The sequence below is a fragment of the Pseudomonas sp. MIS38 genome, assembly GCF_019891575.1.
In the GTDB taxonomy this organism is placed as follows: domain Bacteria; phylum Pseudomonadota; class Gammaproteobacteria; order Pseudomonadales; family Pseudomonadaceae; genus Aquipseudomonas; species Aquipseudomonas putida_A.
The window spans coordinates 1-20,732 of sequence record NZ_JAFLXF010000037.1; the positions used below are offsets into that span (position 1 = coordinate 1).

At 58.1% G+C, this 20,732-nt stretch carries 23 protein-coding genes; 11 read left to right on the plus strand and 12 right to left on the minus strand.

What is annotated here, in order from left to right; all coding sequences use genetic code 11:
• Positions 1 to 160: 160 nt before the first annotated feature.
• Positions 161 to 2,542 (minus strand): DUF3772 domain-containing protein, encoded by a 2,382-nt coding sequence (locus J1G18_RS26920; RefSeq protein WP_223009403.1) that lies wholly within the window; start codon positions 2,540 to 2,542, stop codon positions 161 to 163.
• Positions 2,543 to 2,736: 194 nt separating this feature from the next.
• On the opposite strand from J1G18_RS26920, the gene J1G18_RS26925 reads away from it, so the two are divergent.
• The 5 genes from J1G18_RS26925 to J1G18_RS26945 all read left to right on the plus strand — a co-directional run bounded on the left by J1G18_RS26925 (position 2,737) and on the right by J1G18_RS26945 (position 7,495).
• The gene (locus tag J1G18_RS26925; RefSeq protein ID WP_098968329.1) at positions 2,737 to 3,501 is read left to right on the plus strand and encodes a hypothetical protein; all 765 of its coding nucleotides are present in this window, start codon (positions 2,737 to 2,739) and stop codon (positions 3,499 to 3,501) included.
• Between the two features lie 28 nt (positions 3,502 to 3,529).
• On the plus strand, positions 3,530 to 3,967 hold the full coding sequence (locus J1G18_RS26930) for a hypothetical protein (RefSeq protein WP_098968330.1): 438 nt from the start codon (positions 3,530 to 3,532) through the stop codon (positions 3,965 to 3,967).
• Positions 3,968 to 4,065: 98 nt separating this feature from the next.
• Positions 4,066 to 4,731: a response regulator gene (locus J1G18_RS26935; RefSeq protein WP_223009405.1), complete on the plus strand. Its 666-nt coding sequence runs from the start codon at positions 4,066 to 4,068 to the stop codon at positions 4,729 to 4,731.
• Positions 4,707 to 6,059 (plus strand): ATP-binding protein, encoded by a 1,353-nt coding sequence (locus J1G18_RS26940; protein WP_223009407.1) that lies wholly within the window; start codon positions 4,707 to 4,709, stop codon positions 6,057 to 6,059. The genes J1G18_RS26935 and J1G18_RS26940 overlap by 25 nt, the downstream gene beginning before the upstream one ends.
• Before the next feature lie 83 nt (positions 6,060 to 6,142).
• Complete coding sequence (locus tag J1G18_RS26945; RefSeq protein WP_223009409.1) at positions 6,143 to 7,495, plus strand: hypothetical protein; 1,353 nt, start codon at positions 6,143 to 6,145, stop codon at positions 7,493 to 7,495.
• 319 nt (positions 7,496 to 7,814) lie between these two features.
• Here the strand turns inward: J1G18_RS26945 and J1G18_RS26950 are convergent, their stop codons facing one another.
• The 6 genes from J1G18_RS26950 to J1G18_RS26975 form a co-directional block, all read right to left on the minus strand.
• Positions 7,815 to 8,900 (minus strand): hypothetical protein, encoded by a 1,086-nt coding sequence (locus J1G18_RS26950; RefSeq protein ID WP_127646236.1) that lies wholly within the window; start codon positions 8,898 to 8,900, stop codon positions 7,815 to 7,817.
• A 46-nt stretch (positions 8,901 to 8,946) separates the two neighbouring features.
• Positions 8,947 to 9,615, minus strand: a complete 669-nt coding sequence (locus J1G18_RS26955) for a hypothetical protein (RefSeq protein WP_223009410.1) — start codon at positions 9,613 to 9,615, stop codon at positions 8,947 to 8,949.
• A gap of 660 nt (positions 9,616 to 10,275) precedes the next feature.
• Positions 10,276 to 11,112 carry a PhzF family phenazine biosynthesis protein gene (locus J1G18_RS26960; RefSeq protein ID WP_098968335.1) on the minus strand — a complete coding sequence of 279 codons (837 nt, stop codon included), beginning with the start codon at positions 11,110 to 11,112 and terminating at the stop codon, positions 10,276 to 10,278.
• A 54-nt stretch (positions 11,113 to 11,166) separates the two neighbouring features.
• On the minus strand, positions 11,167 to 11,616 hold the full coding sequence (locus J1G18_RS26965) for a GNAT family N-acetyltransferase (RefSeq protein WP_098968336.1): 450 nt from the start codon (positions 11,614 to 11,616) through the stop codon (positions 11,167 to 11,169).
• Positions 11,617 to 11,721: 105 nt separating this feature from the next.
• Positions 11,722 to 12,447, minus strand: coding sequence for an alpha/beta fold hydrolase (locus J1G18_RS26970; RefSeq protein ID WP_223009412.1), 726 nt, complete (start codon positions 12,445 to 12,447; stop codon positions 11,722 to 11,724).
• A 100-nt stretch (positions 12,448 to 12,547) separates the two neighbouring features.
• On the minus strand, positions 12,548 to 13,471 hold the full coding sequence (locus J1G18_RS26975; protein WP_223009414.1) for a LysR family transcriptional regulator: 924 nt from the start codon (positions 13,469 to 13,471) through the stop codon (positions 12,548 to 12,550).
• Positions 13,472 to 13,742: 271 nt separating this feature from the next.
• Here J1G18_RS26975 and J1G18_RS26980 point away from each other — a divergent pair, with 271 nt between their 5' ends.
• Positions 13,743 to 14,339, plus strand: a complete 597-nt coding sequence (locus tag J1G18_RS26980; RefSeq protein ID WP_096797689.1) for a DJ-1/PfpI family protein — start codon at positions 13,743 to 13,745, stop codon at positions 14,337 to 14,339.
• A 31-nt stretch (positions 14,340 to 14,370) separates the two neighbouring features.
• Here J1G18_RS26980 and J1G18_RS26985 read toward each other — a convergent pair whose 3' ends face one another.
• Positions 14,371 to 14,529 carry a DUF2986 domain-containing protein gene (locus J1G18_RS26985; protein WP_081730283.1) on the minus strand — a complete coding sequence of 53 codons (159 nt, stop codon included), beginning with the start codon at positions 14,527 to 14,529 and terminating at the stop codon, positions 14,371 to 14,373.
• Positions 14,530 to 14,686: 157 nt separating this feature from the next.
• Complete coding sequence (locus J1G18_RS26990) at positions 14,687 to 15,718, minus strand: alpha/beta hydrolase family protein (protein WP_223009417.1); 1,032 nt, start codon at positions 15,716 to 15,718, stop codon at positions 14,687 to 14,689.
• A gap of 222 nt (positions 15,719 to 15,940) precedes the next feature.
• Between J1G18_RS26990 and J1G18_RS26995 the strand changes: the two genes are divergently transcribed.
• The 3 genes from J1G18_RS26995 (at position 15,941) to J1G18_RS27005 (ending at position 18,468) form a co-directional block, all read left to right on the plus strand.
• Positions 15,941 to 16,636, plus strand: coding sequence for a tRNA (adenine(22)-N(1))-methyltransferase (locus J1G18_RS26995; RefSeq protein ID WP_134786153.1), 696 nt, complete (start codon positions 15,941 to 15,943; stop codon positions 16,634 to 16,636).
• 72 nt (positions 16,637 to 16,708) lie between these two features.
• Positions 16,709 to 17,152 carry a MerR family transcriptional regulator gene (locus tag J1G18_RS27000; RefSeq protein WP_098968341.1) on the plus strand — a complete coding sequence of 148 codons (444 nt, stop codon included), beginning with the start codon at positions 16,709 to 16,711 and terminating at the stop codon, positions 17,150 to 17,152.
• Between the two features lie 83 nt (positions 17,153 to 17,235).
• On the plus strand, positions 17,236 to 18,468 hold the full coding sequence (locus tag J1G18_RS27005; RefSeq protein ID WP_223009419.1) for an NADH:flavin oxidoreductase/NADH oxidase family protein: 1,233 nt from the start codon (positions 17,236 to 17,238) through the stop codon (positions 18,466 to 18,468).
• 65 nt (positions 18,469 to 18,533) lie between these two features.
• Here J1G18_RS27005 and J1G18_RS27010 read toward each other — a convergent pair whose 3' ends face one another.
• Both J1G18_RS27010 and J1G18_RS27015 read right to left on the minus strand, forming a co-directional pair.
• Positions 18,534 to 19,094, minus strand: a complete 561-nt coding sequence (locus J1G18_RS27010) for a fasciclin domain-containing protein (protein ID WP_097087837.1) — start codon at positions 19,092 to 19,094, stop codon at positions 18,534 to 18,536.
• Positions 19,095 to 19,213: 119 nt separating this feature from the next.
• A complete protein-coding gene (locus J1G18_RS27015; protein WP_135295575.1) occupies positions 19,214 to 19,636 on the minus strand; it encodes an SgcJ/EcaC family oxidoreductase in 423 nt (140 codons plus the stop codon).
• Positions 19,637 to 19,689: 53 nt separating this feature from the next.
• On the opposite strand from J1G18_RS27015, the gene J1G18_RS27020 reads away from it, so the two are divergent.
• Together J1G18_RS27020 and J1G18_RS27025 are read left to right on the plus strand one after the other, a co-directional pair.
• Positions 19,690 to 19,983, plus strand: coding sequence for a hypothetical protein (locus J1G18_RS27020; RefSeq protein WP_210559011.1), 294 nt, complete (start codon positions 19,690 to 19,692; stop codon positions 19,981 to 19,983).
• A gap of 166 nt (positions 19,984 to 20,149) precedes the next feature.
• The gene (locus J1G18_RS27025) at positions 20,150 to 20,584 is read left to right on the plus strand and encodes a GFA family protein (protein WP_098968345.1); all 435 of its coding nucleotides are present in this window, start codon (positions 20,150 to 20,152) and stop codon (positions 20,582 to 20,584) included.
• A 19-nt stretch (positions 20,585 to 20,603) separates the two neighbouring features.
• Here J1G18_RS27025 and J1G18_RS27030 read toward each other — a convergent pair whose 3' ends face one another.
• Positions 20,604 to 20,717 (minus strand): DUF1993 domain-containing protein, encoded by a 114-nt coding sequence (locus J1G18_RS27030; RefSeq protein WP_265331917.1) that lies wholly within the window; start codon positions 20,715 to 20,717, stop codon positions 20,604 to 20,606.
• Positions 20,718 to 20,732 lie beyond the last annotated feature (15 nt).

A 20,732-nucleotide genomic window follows, 5' to 3' on the forward strand; every position in this document is an offset into this window, starting at 1 on the left:
AGAGCCCATGTGGAAGCGGGCTTGCTTGCGAAAGCGGAGTGTCAGTCGCCGGAGGTTTTGCCTGTGCCGGCGTCTTCGCGAGCAAGCCCGCTCCCACAATGGATTAATGACAGGCATACATTCCGTGTTTAACGCAGAGCCCGCTCCCACAGGGGGGCTGTTATGGGGCGGAGGCTGGTTTCGCCAGCGCAATCCCCGCATCCCCCAGTCGCTTGAGTATCTCGAACAGCAAATCACTCTTGGTCCCGCCCACAATCCGCGGGCTGCCGACGTAGCCGGTCACCGTCAAGGTGATGCCATCCGGCGACAGCTTGCTGAAGCGCACGTACGACGCCGGTTTGTCGAGGATGTTTTCGTTTTCGCGGTAGGTGTTCAGCAACAGTTCCTTGACCTGTTCGGGGTCGATGTCCAGCGGGAACATCAGCTCCAGGCTTGCCACCCCCTGGGCGCTGCCGCCGAGGGTGACGTTGCGCAGGTTCTGCGAGATCAGTTGCGAGTTGGGCACGATCACGATGGAGCGGTCGCTGAGCTGGATTTCCGTGGCGCGCACGTTGATCCGGCGGATATCGCCTTCGACACCGCTGATGCTGATCAGGTCGCCGACCTTCACCGGGCGTTCGGTGAGCAGGATCAGCCCGGAGACGAAGTTCTTGACGATCTCCTGCAAACCGAAACCGATCCCCACCGAGAGCGCACTGACGATCCACGCCAGATTGGTCCAGCGCACGCCCAGCGACGACAGCGTCAGGAGGATGACCGTGGCATAACCGATGTTGGAAAACAGCGTGCTCAACGACGCGCACATGCCCGGATCCATGTCGGTCTTGGGCAGGAATTCATTGTCGAGCCAGCGGCGCAGGGCGCGGATCAGGTAGATGCCGATCAGTAGCGCCAGTACCGCATTTATCAGATGCGCCGGAACGATGTTCAGCTTGCGCAATCCGGCGCCGCCGAGAATGCCCATGACATTGGTGGTCAGTTGCCCGAACGTGGTGCCGATGCCGCCGACGAACAGGGTAATCACCGCCAGCAGCAACAGTCCGGCGCGGCTGGCACCGGACAGCACAATCGAAATCTGCTCCAGCCGCCGGTCGCCCATGCCCAGGGTCTGCTTGATGGTCTTGCCGGCCGAGTAGCGCGGCGAGAACAGGTATTCGCAGGCATCCTTGACCACTTGAATCAGCAAATAGAACCCGGCCAGCACGATATAGGCCCAGACCAATTCATAGGTGACGAAGCGGGCCAGCGACACGTAGCCGGTGAGCAAGGCCAGCGCCGACACGCACATGCACACCGTGGCAATGCTGTAGATCGCCCCGGCAAACGTGCTGCCGGCCTCCGGTTCATTGGCGGTGAGCAACGCCTTGCGCACTTTGCCGACGCGCAACAGCAGCGGCACCAGAATCACGATCACCACGATGGCAATCACCCCACGTTGAGCGATCACGATCTGGCTGCTCATGCCGGTGGCATTGCTGACCTGCACCAGTGTCACCAGCACCAGCAGTATGGCCGCGAGAATCCTTGGATAGGGTCTCAGTGCCAGCGCCACCGGGTCGGCAATCGCCGGCAGCCGCCATGAGGGATGTTTGGTCGACAGCAGTGCGCGGCTCAGCGCGGTGATCAGGACGCAGGCGTAGACGGCTTTTTCGAATTCCTCGGAAAAAGTCTGCAGCACTGGCGTCAGCGGTTCGTGGCGGGTGCAGGCGTAAAACAGCAGGTGCAGGGCGATGGCCGTGGTGCCAAGGGTCGCCAGCGCCGAGGCGAACGCCAGCGCGCTGCGGCGCAGGCGCCCCTCCGGCATGCGGTGGATGCAAACCCAGGTCAGACCACGCTCGGCGAGTCGCCGGCCGAGCGTCCAGAAAGCCAAAGCCAGCAGCACCAGCACACAGGTGAAAAAACGCTGCCCGGGCGCCCAGACCGTGGCCCAGGTGAGTTTCACCTGATTGATGAAAAAATTCAGTCGCTGGCGGTCATCCTGCTCTGGCGACACCAATGGCGACCAGAAGGCCGGACTCAGAATGCTGTCGGTGCGCAGCGTCAGTTCGCTTTCGAGCAGTGTGCGGCGAATGCCGGCGATTTGCGTGATCAGCTCGGCGGCGCTTTGTTTGAGCGCGGCAAGGCTTTTGAGCGTGGCATCGACCTTGTTTTTTTGCTCGTTGAGCTGCGCCCGTTGCGCGGCGATTTCCGCTTGTTCGGCGGCAATCTGCGTATCCGGCGCTGCGCCGAGCACCCCCAGTTGCACCGTCAATTGAGCTTGCTGCGGCAACAACGAAGCCGACAACCGATCGATGTCCAGAATGAACGTTTGCACCCGGTCTTGCGGGCCTTCGAGCTGGTTGTAGTTGTTGGCGGCGGAAATCTGCTGCTTCAGCCCGTCGAGGCGCAGTTGCAGGGCTTGCAGATCACTTTGCGAGACCTCCACCAGCGGCGCCGCAGTGGTCGCCGAAGGCGCCGGCAAATCCGCCGCCCACAACGCCGAACTGCCCGCAGCGAGCAGGAGCAGCGCGACAAACAACAATAACTTCAATGTGTTGCGCATGAGAGGGGCCGGTTCTCGTTGATCACACCAGCTATGAGGTTAGGTGATCGAACCGGGCACGGCGGAAAATTTCAGGTGAGCAGGGTGGACCAGTGGATCGGCCGCGCCGTGCACACCCTCAGTCTCAGCTAAGTATTGGCTCGTATCTTCCCCCCAGCGCAAGTTCAGCGCTGGACAGGAGAGGCGATCCACACATGAATCCCGCTAAAGCCGGATGGCTTAACAAAGTCCCCGAAGTGACACTGGCCTTCTGGGTGATCAAGATTCTCTCGACGACCGTGGGTGAAACCGGCGCCGACTTTCTCGCCGTGGATGCCGGTTTCGGTGCTGGCTGGACCAGCATCGGCATGGCGCTGTTACTCGGGTGCGCGCTGTTCTTTCAAATGCGTAAAACCGCGTATACGCCCTGGATCTACTGGTTGACCGTGGTGCTGGTGAGCATCGTCGGCACGCAGATCACCGACATCATGACCGACATGCTCGACATCAGCCTGTACGTCAGCACTGCGGTGTTCTCGGTGTTGCTGGCCGTTAACTTCCTGATCTGGTTCACGATGGAGAACAACCTGTCGATCCGCGAAATCAACACGCCGCGGCGCGAGCTTTTTTACTGGTCCACTGTGCTCTGCACCTTTGCCCTGGGCACTGCCGCCGGGGACCTGGCAACCGAAGCGTTGGGGTTGGGCTTCACCGTCGGTGCAGTGATATTCGGCGCGCTGATCGCGGCGACGCTGTTGGCCTGGCGGATGGGGGCCAACGTGGTGCTGACCTTCTGGATCGCCTACATCCTCACCCGTCCGTTCGGCGCCTCTCTCGGTGACTTGCTGACTCAGGCCAAGACCTACGGTGGCCTGGGCATGGGCGCCGCCTGGACCAGTGCGATCTTCCTCAGCGTCATCGTGCTGCTGGTGGCGGTCGCGCAGATCAGCCTTGGCAATCGCAAAACCCTCACTCAATAAACGTTTGGATACCCATCAAGGAATCAATATGCACGCCTTCAAAACGGCTTTTCGCCACGTCGCGATCATCTCGTCTCTGGTGCTGCTCGGCAGCCTCGCCGGCTGCTCGAAACCCGCCGACAAGCCCGCTGCCGGCACGCCGACCAGCTCTTTGAGCGCGCCGCCGCAATCGGGCTCGAAGCTGGGTGACCTGAGCGAGTTCCGCAACATCGCCGCTGACGTCAGCACGCTGGTCGAGAAAAACGACCTGCTCGGCGCCAAGACCCGGATCAAGGATCTGGAGACCTCCTGGGACTCTGCCGAAGCCGGCATCAAGCCGCGTGCCGCTGCCGACTGGCATGTACTGGACAAGGCCATTGACCGCGCGCTGGATGCTCTGCGCGCCAACTCGCCGAAGCAGGCTGACTGCAAGGCGGCCATGGACGACCTGCTCAAGGCCTTCGATTCGATGAACGGCAAGCAGTGATCGCAGCGCTGAACCGGCGGCGGACAAACGTCGGTTCAAGTGCTTCAATACAGGCGCGATGGCAATGACCGTCGCGCCTTTTTCTGTCGGAGCGCTGCATGCGGATTCTGCTGGTCGAAGATGACCTGATGATTGGCGAAGCCATCGAGGCGGCGCTCAAGGAAGCGAGCTACGCCACCGACTGGGTGAAAAACGGCCTCACCGCGCTGGCGGCGCTGGACACCCAGACCTACGATCTGGTGTTGCTCGACCTCGGCCTGCCCGGCAAGGACGGGCTCGATGTGCTGGATGCCATTCGCGCGCGCAACAACCCCGTGCCGCTGCTGATTATTACCGCCCGCGATGGCCTCGATGATCGGCTGCGCGGCCTCGATGGCGGTGCGGATGACTTCCTGCTCAAACCGTTCGCCATGGCCGAGTTGCTGGCACGGATGCGCGCGGTATTGCGCCGTCGCGGCGGTAACGCGCAATCGTTGCTGGATAACGGCGAGGTGTTGCTGAACCTGATTTCGAAACAGGCCTCTACCGCGCAAGTCGCCGATGTGCAGCTTTCCAGCCGCGAGTTTGCGCTGTTACAGGCACTGTTGATCCGCCCGGGGGCGATTCTCTCGCGCAGCGAACTTGAAGACCGGATTTACGGCTGGGGCAACGAAGTGGAAAGCAACGCGGTGGAGTTTTTGATCCATTCGCTGCGGCGCAAACTGGGCAACCATGTCATCAGGAATGTCAGGGGGATGGGATGGATGGTTTCAAAAGGCGTTTGAGCGACTCGGTGCAGTCACGGCTATCCATCACGCTGTCACTGGCGATACTCATCGTCGCCTTGCTCGCCGGTGCATTCGCGTTCATCTCGGCACTCGACGAAGCGCACGAAATGCAGGACGAAAGCCTGCGTCAGGTGGCGCTGCTGTTCGATCGGCAGCACATGACCCTGGGTTATCCCGCTGCCGGGCAGGTCGTTGGCGATGACGAAGACTCGCGGATCACCGTGCAATACCTGTCCGACAGCAGCAAAGCCGTCGGCACTGATGACGCGAGCATTCCGTTGCCCTTTCCCCTGACCCTGGCCGATGGTCTGGCGACGCTGAATATTGCCGGTGAACACTATCGTGTGCTGGTCAGAACCACCTCGGCAGGCGAACGCATTGCGGTCGCGCAGGAAGCCGATGTGCGCGACAAGGAAGCCCGGGAAAGCGCCTGGCGCAGCCTGCTGCCATTTCTGATTCTGTTTCCGGTGCTGCTGTTGGTGGTGGGGGATCTGGTGCGCAAGCTGTTTCGCCCGATCGCGACGCTCTCGGCGGAAATCGATCAGCGCGACCAACAGGCCCTGCATGCGATTGATGAACAGCACTTGCCGAGCGAAATCCGGCCCTTCGTCGTGGCGATCAATCGGTTGCTGCGCCGCGTTGCGCAGGCGATGGAGGCGCAACGACGGTTTATCGCCGATGCCGCCCATGAACTGCGCTCGCCGATGACGGCGCTGTCGCTGCAGGCTGAGCGATTGGCCGCTACGCCCATGTCGGCTGACACCCGGCAGAACTTTCTGCCGCTGGCTCAGGGGATCGAGCGCAGTCGCAAGCTGATCGAGCAATTGCTCGCGCTGGCCGCCGCACAATCAATCGCGCAACGCGCCGAGGCTGCCGTGTCGGTGCATGCAGTGTTCCGCCGAGTGCTGGAAGACCTGCTGCCACTGGCAGAGAACAAAGCCATCGATATCGGCGTGGAGAGCGTCGAGGATGTGCAGGTCGTCATCAGCGAACTGGATCTGATCATCCTGATCAAGAACCTGGTGGATAACGCCATCCGCTATACCCCGGCGGGCGGACGAGTCGACCTCAGCGTCGAACGGACGGAGCAGGGCGCGCGCATCGAAATCAAGGACTCGGGGCCGGGCATCCGCGCCGAAGAACAGGCGCTGGTGTTCGATCCGTTTTACCGCAGCCTGGGGACCGGCGAGGCTGGGTCCGGGTTGGGGCTGTCGATTGTCAGAGCGATCGCCGAACGGACGGGGATTCGGGTGGGTTTGAGTTTTGTCGATGAAGTGGGGCGGTGTGGCTTGCGTGTTTCGCTGTGGTTGAAAGATAGGTTGTGAGAGAACCCTGCATTTAAAAAAGCGACGGTGACAGGCATGCTATGGCTCACGCCAATGTTCGGACGTCAGGGATAGTCAGCTCCATGTGGAAAGTTTTGTTGCAAAGACTCACCGGAAAAACATCCACCACTGCAAAAACCGAACGCTCAGTAGATCCAGTAGATCCAGTAGATCCACCTGAAGTATTGCCAGTGCGTGACTGGAAGTGGCTGGTCATGTCCTGGGATGGATTCCACAGGGAGGCCGGTCTACGGCAAATCCGCTCATCGCAATCGACCGAGCGGCTGGCGTCCATTATCGTGCGGCTCAACGACTGGGTGCCGCAGGTACGTGCGGCGGCCAGAGACGCTTTCGCAGACTACCTGACCCCCGAGTATGGCCCTTGGCTGATCGCCAAGACTCCCGCCATCCTTGCCCTTGAGCAGCGCCGACGCGAAGACCACGGCGCTACCATCCAAAAGCTTGAAGCGCTGCTGGCAACACCTGAATGCCTCGCGCAAACCACAGCTGCCTTCGAAACCAGCCGTGGCGCCTGTACGCGGTTGTTTTTCAGGGTACTCGCTCAGACAAAGCGCGCAGATGAGCTGGAGGCGTTTCTTGTCGCGAGCCTTCATCATGCAGATTTCAGTGTGCGGCGAGCTGCGCTCGGCAGGGCAATGGCGCTGCCTCTGGAATCGGCGCAGAAGGCCATCGCCTATGGACTCGCCAGCAACAGCAGCATTCTCCGGCGCCTGTCGTTTCTGCAAGCCATTGAGTTGCAAACGGATCGCACACGACTGATCGAAGACTTTCTGACCGACCCATCGTCTGCAGCAAGATCGACTGCACTCTGGGCCGCCAGAAAGTATGGCGTCGACCCGTTGCAGGTACTTCAAGCGCAACTGGCAGGCGAGATTCCCGCCACCAAAGCCCGTTGGCTTGGCGTACTCGGGTTGGCGCAGTCGCTTGGCATGGCAATCCCGCAAGGGTGGATGAACGCGGCCCTCAGCCAAAACAGTGGCGAGGTTCGGTCACTGGTCCTGAGCCTCGAAGGAGAGTGCAGGCCTGATTTACTGATCGCGGCGATCGCGGATCCGTCACGCCCGGTGTTCGAGGCGGGAGTACGCGGCCTGCGTCCGCAGCCATGGAAAGTCATCGAGTCAGCATTCAGCGCTCAGCTCGAAACACTCTGGCCTGCGCTGTCCGCCTCTCGACGTCAGGCGCTGCTTGAGCTGATGCCCAAATGGATGCAGGCCGGGTATCTGTTGCAGCAGCTGTCTCGCGCACCTGCTGAACCTTCCGTGCTTGAGCAGTTGCGTGCATGGGTCTATGGCCAGACTTACTCGATTACTGACCGCGAAACATCAGAAAGCGAGCGTGCCCGAATTGTCGAGAAACTGACTGCGCTTGAGAAGGACGGGGCATTACCGACAGGGTCGGTTGCCAGGCTGATATGAAGTTGAAACCGGTGGGATACGGGCAGAACACTGATGATCCCGTCGCATTGAGCTTGATAATAATGTTTAAGCTAAAGGATCGTTATTTTTTTTAACTAGGCTCATCAACCATTGCGGTATTTTGAGTTATATTCACCGTGAACGGCCGAATCGACGTTATTGATAAAACAATTTCATAGGTTTTTACAGTAGAAAGGGGTTTGTCAGCGTATTCAAGGACAAAATGGAAGTTGAGGTGCCGGCTTTCTGCGTGTAACTTGAAATTTGCAAAAAAACCGGCTGGATACCAGGAAGGGTTGGAAATGTAATGGTGTTTTTCTCAGGATATTCTTAACGATAATAGACCAAACCCTGCATTGCTGACATCAAATTCACTTCGAATGATGTTGTCGTCTGGGAGAATAACTGTGGGCCCATTACAAGCCAGATATAACGAACCAGTACATTCTTGCGCATAAACCGCGTCGCCGCTCCAGAGGGGAAGAACAGTTCCTTTTGCGCCATACTTGAAAAGTAGCTGCCCCCGTTTGGCTCCTGGGCCGTGATATGGATATCGCGTATCACCCTCGACGCTTTCTTTACATCCACCAGGTCCGCAGTAAGGATATCGCAAGGCCCCTACAGCATTTACCACAGATTTTTCTGGTTCGGGGTCTGGAGCATATCGCCAACATGCACTGCGTTCCAAGATAGCTGGCATTGGCATTGACATGAAAGCATTCGGGCTATATCCATCACTATCTATAAGTTTCCAGTTGGTCCAGCGGGGGAGTTTCGTACTTTTCCACCCGCACTGTGCGTAAACCGTATATATCATGTCTTGTTTTGGCGTAATCGCTGGGTTTCGGGCGATTATTATTTTTATATTTCCTGAGTTTGATTCCAAATCATCATTTGTGGTGTTGATTCTGAAATAAAGCTCACCCTCTTCGTTTAAAGTGGTGAAGCTGTATTCATTCCAGACGGGCTGTGCCAGTCCATTCTCACCGTACTTATAAATTAACTGTCCCGCGCGTGCACCTCTACCACTGTAGGGGCAGCGTTTATCTGCCTCTACACTGTTGCGATTACCTTCTGGTCCGGAATACAAAGGTTTTTCGGCTCCGTATTCGCAATCCCAAACGCTTCTGTGTTCTTTGCTTGTTTCGGTGTGAAACCAAATTTGCGGGTATAGGATAGGTACGGGTAATAACAATGTTCTGTTGTTTCCCAAGTCAGCCCAGTTTCGATATCGTGCTGAGATGGTTTTAATCTCGTTGTACGTTGTAACCGCTCCTGGTCGGTGGATGCTATATCGGTCGGGGCGTTTGAATGGATCTGTGGCAAAACCATATTCAACGATATCCTCTACCATTGCTGTGATAGCAGCAGAGAAATCTCCTCCTGCACTGACTGCGATTCCCATGTTTAAGTTCTCCCTAAATGATGGTGGCGATTTTTCGAAACGTTTTTCATTTGTTTAAAACAATTGAAGCTATTTTGTCTTTAGCTGTTTGTTTTATTTCTTTGATGGCGAAATCGACGGCAATGTGTTTCACGCCTTGAGCTAATAAATTTTTGTATGCACTTTGATATTCGCGTTCAATTCTTTTTCTTTCCAGGTTTATGTTGAAAGCGTCTGTGGCTGCCTTAAATTCTTCAGGTGTTGAATTAAATTTGATGGGAGGAATTTCAATAGTGATGGTTCCGTATTCATTTTCTTCCGGGGGGTTAAAGTTTAGTTGTACGGAACTTGTGATGTTCAGCTTTTCCTGAGCTTCTAAAAATCTTGTGTTGTATTCGCGTTGCAACTCATTTGTTTTATTGTTGATGATGTCTGACTCTCTTTTGTACCACTTTGACCAAATGGCTTGTTCTACACAGCTTTGACTGATATTGGCCGAACTGTTTTTAGCGTTTGAACCGATAAAGCGCTGAATGTGTATTTGATCATGCCAGTTTCCATCTCCAAGCCTAAAGCGACAGCGATATCCATCCTCGCTAGCAAAAATATCCCCAAGCTCGGAGATGGTTATTTCAATTTTGTCAAGCGTGTCTTCATAATATTCTAAAGTTCCGGTGCGCGAACTAACTGAAAGCTTTAGTTCCTCTCCGATTTTATGTAATATCAGTCGTTCCACGACTGTGATTCTTTCGTTTTCATTATCAATTTTTGGTCGGTTCATTTGTTCTGTGTATATAGCTGATTTAGTTTCAGTGTCGACTGGGTATAGGTCCATTTTTTTCTCGAAATTGTCTTTTTGTTGAATGGGAGTTGGGAGATCTAATTCTAAAAGATAGCGCCTTTTACGCCACCTGTCAGAAGTGACAGGTTTTTATATTTTTTTGTGACTTCGGTTATAGCATTCTGAAATAACTATAACGTGTGGATTTGGATGTTTTGCTGGGAAAACAACAGTGAATCTCTGCGCAAAATACTTGGCAGCTATTGTTTCGGATGACCAAGCGTCGGAGTTTTACTTTAAGTTCGTCAGATTAATGGTTGGCCATGAATCCAGCGAATTTAATAGTAAGTTCGGGAAAGCAACGCTTCCAGTGCGGTTGAAGCATTCGCCACCGGTCAGAGGCTAAACAGTCGGTAAGCTGCAGGTCGTGGATGCCAAAGATGATGAAGTCTCTAATGGGATACGGGCAGCAAGACTGTTCGGTTCATCAAATGCCTGGGTTCAGTAGTTTTCGTTTTACCAGGAAGGTCGCTTAAGCGGTTTCAGAAGGGGCGCTCTGGGACATTGAGGCTGCATGCGCAGAAATGGGCAGAGCGTGATTCAAAAAAAAACTGCTCAAAAGACCACCCGGCCGGAAATACAGTGCTGAACGGCACCGCCCACCCAGACGCTGCCGTCCACGTTCTCAATGTGCAATCGGCCGCGGCGGCCCATGGCGGTGCCTTGGCTCACGGTGTAGCGGTCGCCAAGGATGCCTGAGCCGATCAGCCACTGAGCCAGGCTCGCATTGAGGCTGCCGGTGACGGCGTCCTCGGCGCATTCCTCGCCCATGAAGGCTCTGACTTCCACGTCCGTTTCAGCGTCGGGACCCGCCCACGGCGCAATAACCCCGACATTCAGCCCCTGCAGTGCCGCGTAATCAGGCTTGATCGCCAACAGGTCTTCACGACTCGCCAGCAACACGCCCGCCCAACCCGGACCGTTATCGACCCATTGGCTCGCGCGGATCTGCCCGGTGGCGAGGCCGAGTCCTTGCTCGATCAGGTTGAGCGTCGTTGCCTCCAGCGGCCCGCTGCGCACCAATGGTGGCGCGGCGAAAGCCAGTTGCGGACCTTGCTTGCGTACCCGAATCAAGCCCGCCGAGCACTCCTGAACAATCTCGAGCTGCTCAGGGTTGTCGTTCCGTGCCAACCACACCTTGCAGCTGCCCAGGGTGGGATGCCCAGCGAAGGGCAGCTCACGCAACGGTGTAAAGATGCGGACACGGTAGTGCGCGTCCGGCGCCTCGGGCTTCAACAGAAAAGTGGTCTCACTGAGTTGAGTCCAGCGGGCGAACGCCTGCATCTGCTCGGTCGTCAGCCCATCAGCATCCACCACCACTGCCAGCGCATTACCTTCGTAGGGGTGATCGGCGAATACGTCGACTTGTTCGAACTGCAGCGAGCGTGGCATTGAATGTCCTTATAGGTTGAGTTGGGGAAGGTTTTTTACGCGGATGGATTCGGATCACGTCTGCTGGCTTTCAGGGCCTGTCCACGACATTTCAATATGCGTGTCTGTCGTGCCAGTCTGGCGAAAGCCCAGCCGTTCATAGAGCTTCTGCGCCAGAGTGTTCGTGCGAAAAGCGCCCAATTGCAATGGCACTTGACGTGCAGCGGCTTGCAGCTGGAGGTTCTTCAGAATGCGCGAGCCAATGCCCTTGCCTTGGTATTCGGGCGAAATAGCGATGTTCTGAACATGGATTCGGTCTTCCTTTTCCAGTATTTGCACATAGCCAACAAGCCGGCCGTCTTGTTCAATAACCGAAGTGGCTGTGCATGCGAATTCCACCGCGAAATTTGCGCGTTGCCAACTCTCATCCCAGCCCCATATTTTTTCGATGTGTTCGCGGAAGACTGCTCGATGCAAGTCGAAGAGGGCTGTCAGGTCGCTATCCGTGGCGGGGCGTGCGGTCATGCGGGTCTCTGATTTGTGCTTTTGACCTGGTGAGGCTAGTGGCTGCAACAAAAAACGGCAATTCGGATCGATATGCCGCGCAGCATCTGACTGGCCCAAATACACTCAAAGCGCCACCCGCTGCAGAAACTTCCTGACCTCCAGCGAATACGCCCCCGGATGCGAAAACCTGAACATATGCCCGGTCCTCGGCATGACGACTTCCTGCGCGGTCTTTATCCCCTTCAGCAGGATCCCCGCCGCCTCTCTGCCGATCAGCCTGTCTTCCTCGGGCGTGAGGATCAGCGTCGGCACGTCGATCTTTGCCAGCAGGGCGGTGTAGTCGACGGTCTCGATCGAGCGCACGCGGTTGACGTAGGCCTTGTGTGGGGTTTGCTCGATGAAGAAGGCGCGGCTCCTGGCGGTTGACCAAGGGATTTCGCCTTCCTTGTCGAACGACGAAGCCAGTTGTGCGGCGTGGAGGCGCAGGGTGGTCTGTCGATAAAACGGCCCGGGGAAGAACGGCGCCAGCGCGGCCAGCGTTTTCAGCAGGGGCGAGGTGATCGGGTTTTTGGCGAAACCGCCGGACAGCACCAGGCCCTTGAGGCCTTTTGGCTGGCGCGTTGCAACCGCGATCGAGGCGACCGCGCCGTAGGAGTCGCCCACCAGCACGTAGCATTCGAGATTTTTCACTTGATCAACGATGAAGTTGGCGAGCGTTTCCAGATCAGCGACGTCGTCCGGTAAGCGCAACGTACGCATGGCGCGGTGCTGCAAGTGGCTGAGTTGGTCGAGCTGCCACGGTGCACCGGCGAAGCAGGGAACCATGACCAGCGTGGGCTCGGTTTGCATGAGAATTCCAGGGATGTTGAACGGATGTCCGCACTCTAGGAGCACCGAGGCGCGCGATCCAATGGCATTGGTGCAGCCTCTCGATGCACGAGGTCGATCATCAGTCGCCGATCAGCATTCTGGTGATCCATTCAACCGCCGGCTCGTTGGCGCGCCCGCGTGCGCGGACGACAAAGACCTCCCAGGTGGGCAGCGTCAGGGGCAATTCGAACAGGCTCAGTTGTGCGGTTTCCTGCATCTGCAAGGCGACACGTTCGGCGACCACGGCAATCGATTCCGATGCGCCAACCATGAATGGCACTGCGAGAAAACTCGGGCAGGTGACGCTGACCTTGCGGCTGCGACCGAGCTGTTCCAGCGCGTCATCGACAGCGCCCCGCGCGTCGCCCCGGGGCGAAATCAGAACGTGCGGCAGACGCGTGAAGTCATCCAGTTCCATATGCAAATGTTTGCCGCGCTTGACCAATGCCGGGTGCCCTTTGCGGGCGATGCCGACGAATCGCTCCTTGTGCGCGAGCTGGCAATCAAAGCGTTGCGGCACTTGCGCAAACGAACCCGAACCCAACACCAGGTCGATCTCGCCGGCGTCCAGTTGGCGCATCGCCGACTCGCCATCCACCGGCCCGAGTTTCAGCACCACCTCCGGCGCCGCAACCTGAATTTTCGCCAGCGCCGGGGCGATGACGGTCAGCACGGCGTGATCGGTGGCCGCTATCCGCAGTGTCGCCTGCAGACGCGCTGGATCGAACGGCCCCCGTGGGCTGGCGACCAGCCGCACCGATTCGAGCACCGCCGCCACTCTGGGCATCAGCTCGATGGCCAGCGGCGTCGGTGCCATGCCGCGAGGGTTGCGAATGAACAGCTGATCATCAAACGCCGTGCGCAAACGCGACAGGGCATGGCTGGTGGCCGACTGCGACAGATGCAGGTGCTGCGCCGCACGACCGACGTGCCTTTGCGCCCAAAGCGCCTCAAGAACCACCAGAAGATTGAGGTCGAAACGCGTCAGATCCAGCGGCTTCATGAGGTGTTGGCCTTTTCATCATTCGATGTTCGCCACTTTCCTACAGCCACTGGCTGAAAGCTACAGCCCGATCTTTCCTGGCAGGCATGCAGGCGTGGTCGCCTGAGAAGGTATAGGGCGAGACGACGCGGTTGTTCAGCCGTCCTTTCCGTGGCGCGTAGCCGGTGTATCAAATGCCCGTCGATGTCGCCCGCAATGTACCCATGACAATTTTTTGATTGTGATAAGCGCCAGATTTTACGATGAGTCATCGCCCATTTAGAGACTCACCATGCACATCGCCATCCTGACCTTTGAAGGCTTCAACGAACTGGATTCGCTCATCGCGTTCAGCATTCTCAACCGCGTCAAACAGCCCGATTGGCGCGTGTCGATCGCCAGCCCGACGGAAAAAGTGCGCTCGATGAATGGCCTGGTAATCGAGGCTCAGGTGTCATTGGAGGAGGCGAGCGACGCGGACGCGGTGTTGGTGGGCAGCGGAAGTCTGACCCGGGATATCGTGGCGGATACCGAGCTGATGGCGCGGCTACGGCTCGATCCGCAGCGCCAGCTCTTGGGCGCCCAGTGCTCGGGCACGCTGATCCTGGCAAAGCTCGGCCTGCTCAATGACGTCCCAGCCTGTACCGATCTGATCACCAAGCCCTGGGTGGAGGAGGCCGGTGTGGCGGTGCTCAATCAGCCGTTCATGGCCAAGGGCAATGTCGCCACCGCTGGCGGTTGCCTGTCCTCACAATATATGGCGGCCTGGTTCATCGCCCGTCTGGCCGGTGTGGAGGCCACCCGCAACGCGTTTCATTATGTGACGCCCGTTGGCGAGAAAGAGCTCTACATCGATCGGGCGATCGCGAACATCGAGGCGTATCTGTAAAGCGCGTTTAATCGACGCCTGAAGCAGCGAATCAACTCTCACGGGTTTCAACCGGTTCGGCCGCCGCTTCGGCCGCCAGTTTCGCGCGGTCGGCCTTGCTGATGTACTTGGGCTTTTTCGGCGCGAGTTTGGCGCTGGCCTTTTTGGCCTTTTCCTTGAACAACTGCTGCAGTTTCTTTTGGCGGTTCATGTTTCTACTCGGAGAAGGGGAGCCGGGCATATGCCCATCAAGCGCGCATTAAAACCGGCTCGGAGCGATTTGGCGAGTCTGCTGCAGCGATGCAGGATCAAACGGCTCACCGGTGTCCGTCATCAGCCATTTCGCAAAGGGGTTGCCGCGGCCGGGGTCATGGCTTCGACGCCGCCAGAAAATCGCTGATCAGCGCTACCACCTGCTGCTGGATCACTTCACGCGGGCGCGCATTGTCGCGATCCTGGCAAATGACGCCATCGCCCGGTGCGTCTTCCTCGAGCATCTCGATCGCGCCCGGTTTGCAGATCGACGTGAAGCTGAAGTGAGTGGCGTCGTTGATCTCGACATAACGTGTGGTAGCCGCTGGCAGGCGTTTGGCCAGATCGGCGGATTCCAGTTGCGCCGGCAGGTCTTCGGAAGGTGCGCCGGCGGCGATCACCAGCGTCGGTACTGGCAACGCCGCGAGGCTTGCGTCGGTCATTCCGCGTGACAGGCCCAGGTCCAGCGAAACGATGGCGCTGACTGGTTTGTAACGCCGGTCGGCCGCCAGGTCGGCTTTGCCTTGCGCGGTGCTGGCGGGGTTCATTTGCTTATAGACGTTGCAACTGGCGAGCTGCGCATGGGCCTTGCAGTCCTCGGCAAAACGCTCGGGGTCAAAGCGTGCACCGGCGATTTCCAGAGCCGTCCAGCCACCGAGCGAATGCCCGACGACGGCAATCCGCTGCGGCGCCACCGCGCCAAATTTTCCCGGCTGCGCCACAACGGCTTCGATGGCCCGCCGCAGATCGACCGGCCGCTGCCACAGCTGCGCCGCCGCTTGCGGACTGCGGTCGTGGGTGGTGCTGCCGGGATGGTTGACTGCCGCGACGATGTAACCCTGATCGGCCAGCGCACTGGCCAGCCACATCTGATTGCTCCAGTTGCCACGGTAACCATGCGACAGCACCACCAGCGGATGCTCGCCGACGGTCGGCGGCGCATCGCGCACCGCAGAGGCACTGACGAACACCGGACTGTCGTCAATCACCTGCGCGGTTGCATGGGTTGTCGCCGGGTACCAGACGACCATTTCCAGCGGCCGCTGCGGATCCGCCAGGGTTGTGCGGTGGAAGCCGATGGGGTGCGAGTCCGCGAGTGCGCTGGTGGACAGGCCAAGCAGAAGCAGGGCGCCGAGAGCTGTTTTCAAGGTTGATCTTCCATGAGTGCATTTGTTGTTTTGAGATACGGCTGCGCGCAGGTTAGTAGACCGGTTGCAAAGAAGATAGTGGATGCCTCGACTGTGCAGTGACAGGCCGAATCCGAAACAAGACCGCGCCCGTCCGGATTTGAAATACCCACCATTGCCCGCTAGAGTCGCGCCCCTTGTCCGGCCAACAGCGCCGGCGACGGCTGGGGAAGAGGGCGGCAGTTGAACGAACACACATTGTCCATGCGTCTGGAGCGGGTGGCGGCGCATGTACCGGCCGGCGCGCGCTTGGCGGATATCGGCTCGGATCACGGCTATCTGCCGGTGGCCCTGATGCGACGTGGCGCCATCGTTGCGGCGGTGGCCGGCGAGGTGGCGCTGACGCCGTTCCATGCCGCGGTGCGCACGGTGCGCGACAACGATCTGCAGCAGCACATCAGCGTGCGTCTGGCCAGTGGCCTGGCGGCGATCGAGCCTGATGACGGAATCACCGCGATCAGCCTCTGCGGCATGGGCGGCGAGACGATTCGCGACATTCTCGACAGCGGCAAGGCGCACCTGCGCGGGCACGAACGGCTGATCCTGCAACCCAACGGCGGCGAGCAACCCCTGCGCCAATGGCTGATGGACAACGGCTACCGCATCCTCGACGAGGAAGTGCTGCAGGAAAACCGTTTCTTCTACGAAATCATCGTCGCCGAGCGCGGCGCACCACTGAGTTATAGCGCCGAACAGTTGTACTTCGGCCCGTTGCTGATGCAAGCACGCAGCCCGGCATTCCTCGCTAAATGGCAGCGTTCTTTAAGGCAGAAACAGAAAACCCTGAACAGTTTCAAACAGGCGCGCCAGGCTGTGCCCGAGGAGAGGCTGGAAGAGGTTGCGCGGCAGGTGCAGTGGATGACTGAGTTGCTGGCGTGATTTGCCGTGTTGGCTGTTGCACTCCTTCAGGTTTAAAGTCAGCTTCAAGGTTAACGTGCTGCGGAGTCGGACATGAGAATTGGTGAACTGGCAAAAATCAGCGGACTGGCGCCATCGCGTATCCGCTTCTACGAAGCGAGCGGGTTGATCACTTCAGTCGCGCGCAAAGCCAATGGCTATCGCGATTACGCCCCCGACACACAGTGGGTGTTGCATATCATCACCGGCGCGCAGGCGGCAGGTTTCTCCCTGGAGGAAATCCGTCAGTTGATGCCGATGAACGCGAGTGGCTGGCAGCATGACCAGTTGCTCAGTGGCTTGAAGCAAAAGGTCGAAGAAATCGAGGTGCTGCAGCAACGGCTGGCGCAGAACAAGGAACAACTTCAGCTCGTCATCCAGGGCATTGAAGGCAAGCCCGTGGGAGTGGCGTGCGCGGACAATGCGCAAATGCTGATAAATCGACTGCGCGAACAAGGTGTGGTGGGCGCTGCAGAGTGTCGCGATGTGGCGCGTTAAAGCGCGAATCAGCTAAAAAGGCTATTGACCTTAAAGTTGACTTCAATCTTATGGTGGCCTCATCTCCAGTTGAGGACTGCCCCATGAATGTGTTCGACCCCCTGACCTTACCCAACGGTTCGACCATCAAGAACCGCATCGCCAAAGCCGCCATGGAGGAAAACATGGCGGACGCCGACCAGGCGCCCTCTGCAGAACTGATGCGTCTGTATCAGGCATGGGCCGACGGTGGTGCCGGGCTGATCATCACCGGCAACGTGATGGTCGACGGCCGCGCCATGACCGGGCCGGGCGGCGTGGTGCTGCAGGATGATCAGCAACTCGACAAGTTCAAGCGCTGGGCGCGGATCGGCCGTTCTGCCGGTGCGCAGTTCTGGTTGCAGATCAATCATCCGGGGCGCCAGATGCAGTCCAACCTCGGGCAGAAAACCTGGGCGCCGTCAGCGGTGCCGCTGGAGCTGGGCAAACTGTCCAAGCGTTTCGCCACGCCCCACGCCATGACCGCCAGTGTGATCAAGGACGTCATCCAGCGTTTTGCCAATACCGCACGCCTGGGTGAACAGGCGGGGTTCACCGGCGTGGAAATCCACGCCGCCCACGGCTATCTGTTGAGCCAGTTTCTCTCGCCTCTGACCAATCAACGGATGGACGAGTGGGGCGGCTCTCTGCAGAACCGCGCGCGGTTGTTGGTCGAGATCGTCAAGGCAGTCAGGGCGGTGGTTTCTGCAGAGTTTGCCGTAGCGGTCAAACTCAATTCCGCCGATTTCCAGCGCGGCGGATTCACCGCTGACGACGCGAAAAAGGTCGTTGAGCTGCTCAACGATTTGGGCGTGGATCTGGTGGAACTGTCCGGTGGCAGCTACGAAGTTCCGGCCATGCAAGGTGAGGCGCGCGATGGTCGAACTCTGGCTCGCGAGGCCTATTTCGTCGAATTTGCCCGGGACCTTCAGACCGTTGCCAAAATTCCAGTGATGGTCACCGGCGGCATCCGCCGTCGTCCGGTTGCCGAAAGCGTCGTGCACAGTGGTGTGGACATGGTCGGCATCGGTACCGCGTTGGCCATCGATCCGTACCTGCCGCGCGACTGGCTGCAGGGCAAGGACAACGCCCCGCAATTGCCGCCGATCACTTGGAAAAACAAGGCCATTGCGGCCTTGGCGAACATGGCGGTGGTGAAGTTTCAGCTGGGTAAACTCAGTCGGGCGAAAAAGCCTGATCCGGGTGTGTCACCGTTACGCGCGCTGATTTTGCAGCAGATCGCCATGGCGTTTCGCACCCGGCAATATCGGCGCTGGGTGGAAAAGCGTTCGGCGTGAGTCGGTAATTCTTTCAATCGTGACTTTGGCGGGACTCTTTGATGAGTTCCCGCCAAGTCAGCCAGTCAATTCGGCATCAGCACCGTATCGACCACATGAATCACGCCATTGGATTGCATGACGTCCGCGATGGTAATGGCCGCCTTGCCGCCTTTGGCGTCCTGCACCCACAGCTTGCCGTCGTGCAACATCACGGTCAGCGATTCGCCCTGGACGGTTTTCAGCATCACTTTGCCGCCGTGCATTTTGGCGTCGTCCATCAACTGTTTAGCCGTGTGAGTGCCGGCGACGACGTGGTAAGTCAGGATCTTCGTCAGATCGGCCTTGTGTTCAGGCTTGACCAATGTATCGACCGTGCCGGCGGGCAGTTTTGCGAAGGCTTCGTTGGTGGGGGCGAAGACCGTGAACGGGCCCTTGCTGTTGAGCGTATCCACCAGCCCGGCGGCCTTGACCGCAGCGACCAGGGTCGTGTGATCCTTGGAGTTGACTGCATTCTCGACGATGGTCTTGGTCGGATACATGGCCGCGCCGCCAACCATCACGGTATCGGCGGCAAAACTGGATCCAGCGCCGAGGCAGAGCAGGGTGAAGCAAGCGACAGCAAGGCGTTTGATGAGCATGTGCATGGTGCGTCTCCTTGATTCTTCGACCCTTCGAATGAGGGTGTTGAATATACGGAGCAGGGAGTGAAACGGATGCAGCATGCAGCGAAAAACCTTTTGCGGTGCGCTGAAACGGATTACCGCTAATCACGCAGGGTGGCTTCACCTGTGCGCGGGTTGGTCAGGGTCACATTTTCCAGCGCTCTGATGCGCCAAGCCTCGTTCTGCCTGATCAGCACCGCGAGAATCAGCGTATCCACCACATGCGCTCCGGCCGGATGCGCAGCACCGGCCGACAAACGACTCCAGAAGTGAATGATCGCCACCCCGTCAGCAACAGGATCGATATCGATCAGTTCACTCTCAAGAGTGGAGTCACGATAGATCGTCTGGTGAATGGGCGCGTGCAGCGCAACGATCTGCTCGACGCCCCGAACGAAGTGGCCGAAACGATTGACGAACGTCGCTTGCGGATCGAACAGAGCTCCGAGTGCCGCCATGTCGTGAGCGTTCCAGGCTGCCTGGAATGCGGCGGGAGCGTCTTCGGGGTTTTTTATCTGAGTCATGGCCGGGGCCTCGCAGATCGTTAGAATGCGCTTTTAAACATAAGAAGCTCAGTATGGATGTACAAGCGCTCGAAAGTAGCGACGTTTTATCGTTCACGTTGGATCAGGCACATCGCTGTTTCGAAATGGTCGTCAGCCTGAAGGACGGCTGCCGATGCAAACTGACGGCGTGGAATATCGATGGCGCAGAGTTGCCCATCAGTCTCGGTGCTCTGCACCTTCAAAATTCTCGCGTCCTCGGAGAGCTGGAAGGGATCAGCTTTGTTGAAAACGTTCTATCTCTCGAGGGCGATTTTGGCGATATGTCTATCGAGGCGGACACGGTTTTGGTCGAAAAGCTGATTTAGGCTTTGAGCGCAAGAGGAGGGATCGCCATCTCGATAGACGATTCCATTCAAATCTCTGTTAACACTTGGCGCAATAAATTCTGTCTGTAACCTGAGGTTCTGCCGGCGCGCTTGTTTCTAAACCTGACGCCAGCGCCTGATCAATCGTTTTTCCAAGGAGGTCCCCATGACAACAGGGCAGTGTCTTTGCGCGGCAGTACGCTTTTCCCTCTCAGTGGAACCGCGCTTTTTCTATCGCTGCCACTGCTCATTGTGTCGCAAGCAAACCGGTGTCGGGTTCAACCTCGCCACTCTGGTCAACGCTCGGGACTTTCGCTGGGATGCAGGGCAGGACTTGATTAACAGTTGGGTCAAACCCAGCGGCTACAGAAACGACTTCTGCGCACAATGCGGCTCGACCGTGCCCAACCCGCTTCGCGAATCGCCTTACGTGTGGATTCCGCTCGGACTGCTCGATGAGGATCTGAGCATGGAATGCGTTGGCGATTTCTGTGTGGACGATGCCATGTCATGGGATACGCAGCGTTCAACGCAGAGTTATCACGGGGCGGTGGAGTCACTGGCGTTTCTTCTGCAAAAACTCCGGGTCAATCCTGATTGACCCGAAGCTCGCGCTGCAATTACTTCCTTAGATACGCAAACATGTGCTGCACATAATCCGCCTTGCCCAGCGGCACACCATTTTGGCGCAGGATGTTGTAGGCACAGCACACTTTGCGCAGGAGCCTCCCCACGCATTTGCCGTAGGT

What these genes read in the sequence shown, in the direction of transcription:
- J1G18_RS26920 (WP_223009403.1), bottom strand. Translation starts at nt 2,542, where the DNA reads ATGCGCAACACATTGAAGTTATTGTTGTTTGTCGCGCTGCTCCTGCTC.
- J1G18_RS26925 (WP_098968329.1), top strand. Translation starts at nt 2,737, where the DNA reads ATGAATCCCGCTAAAGCCGGATGGCTTAACAAAGTCCCCGAAGTGACA.
- J1G18_RS26930 (WP_098968330.1), top strand. Translation starts at nt 3,530, where the DNA reads ATGCACGCCTTCAAAACGGCTTTTCGCCACGTCGCGATCATCTCGTCT.
- J1G18_RS26935 (WP_223009405.1), top strand. Translation starts at nt 4,066, where the DNA reads ATGCGGATTCTGCTGGTCGAAGATGACCTGATGATTGGCGAAGCCATC.
- J1G18_RS26940 (WP_223009407.1), top strand. Translation starts at nt 4,707, where the DNA reads ATGGATGGTTTCAAAAGGCGTTTGAGCGACTCGGTGCAGTCACGGCTA.
- J1G18_RS26945 (WP_223009409.1), top strand. Translation starts at nt 6,143, where the DNA reads ATGTGGAAAGTTTTGTTGCAAAGACTCACCGGAAAAACATCCACCACT.
- J1G18_RS26950 (WP_127646236.1), bottom strand. Translation starts at nt 8,900, where the DNA reads ATGGGAATCGCAGTCAGTGCAGGAGGAGATTTCTCTGCTGCTATCACA.
- J1G18_RS26960 (WP_098968335.1), bottom strand. Translation starts at nt 11,112, where the DNA reads ATGCCACGCTCGCTGCAGTTCGAACAAGTCGACGTATTCGCCGATCAC.
- J1G18_RS26965 (WP_098968336.1), bottom strand. Translation starts at nt 11,616, where the DNA reads ATGACCGCACGCCCCGCCACGGATAGCGACCTGACAGCCCTCTTCGAC.
- J1G18_RS26970 (WP_223009412.1), bottom strand. Translation starts at nt 12,447, where the DNA reads ATGCAAACCGAGCCCACGCTGGTCATGGTTCCCTGCTTCGCCGGTGCA.
- J1G18_RS26975 (WP_223009414.1), bottom strand. Translation starts at nt 13,471, where the DNA reads ATGAAGCCGCTGGATCTGACGCGTTTCGACCTCAATCTTCTGGTGGTT.
- J1G18_RS26980 (WP_096797689.1), top strand. Translation starts at nt 13,743, where the DNA reads ATGCACATCGCCATCCTGACCTTTGAAGGCTTCAACGAACTGGATTCG.
- J1G18_RS26985 (WP_081730283.1), bottom strand. Translation starts at nt 14,529, where the DNA reads ATGAACCGCCAAAAGAAACTGCAGCAGTTGTTCAAGGAAAAGGCCAAA.
- J1G18_RS27000 (WP_098968341.1), top strand. Translation starts at nt 16,709, where the DNA reads ATGAGAATTGGTGAACTGGCAAAAATCAGCGGACTGGCGCCATCGCGT.
- J1G18_RS27005 (WP_223009419.1), top strand. Translation starts at nt 17,236, where the DNA reads ATGAATGTGTTCGACCCCCTGACCTTACCCAACGGTTCGACCATCAAG.
- J1G18_RS27010 (WP_097087837.1), bottom strand. Translation starts at nt 19,094, where the DNA reads ATGCACATGCTCATCAAACGCCTTGCTGTCGCTTGCTTCACCCTGCTC.
- J1G18_RS27015 (WP_135295575.1), bottom strand. Translation starts at nt 19,636, where the DNA reads ATGACTCAGATAAAAAACCCCGAAGACGCTCCCGCCGCATTCCAGGCA.
- J1G18_RS27020 (WP_210559011.1), top strand. Translation starts at nt 19,690, where the DNA reads ATGGATGTACAAGCGCTCGAAAGTAGCGACGTTTTATCGTTCACGTTG.
- J1G18_RS27025 (WP_098968345.1), top strand. Translation starts at nt 20,150, where the DNA reads ATGACAACAGGGCAGTGTCTTTGCGCGGCAGTACGCTTTTCCCTCTCA.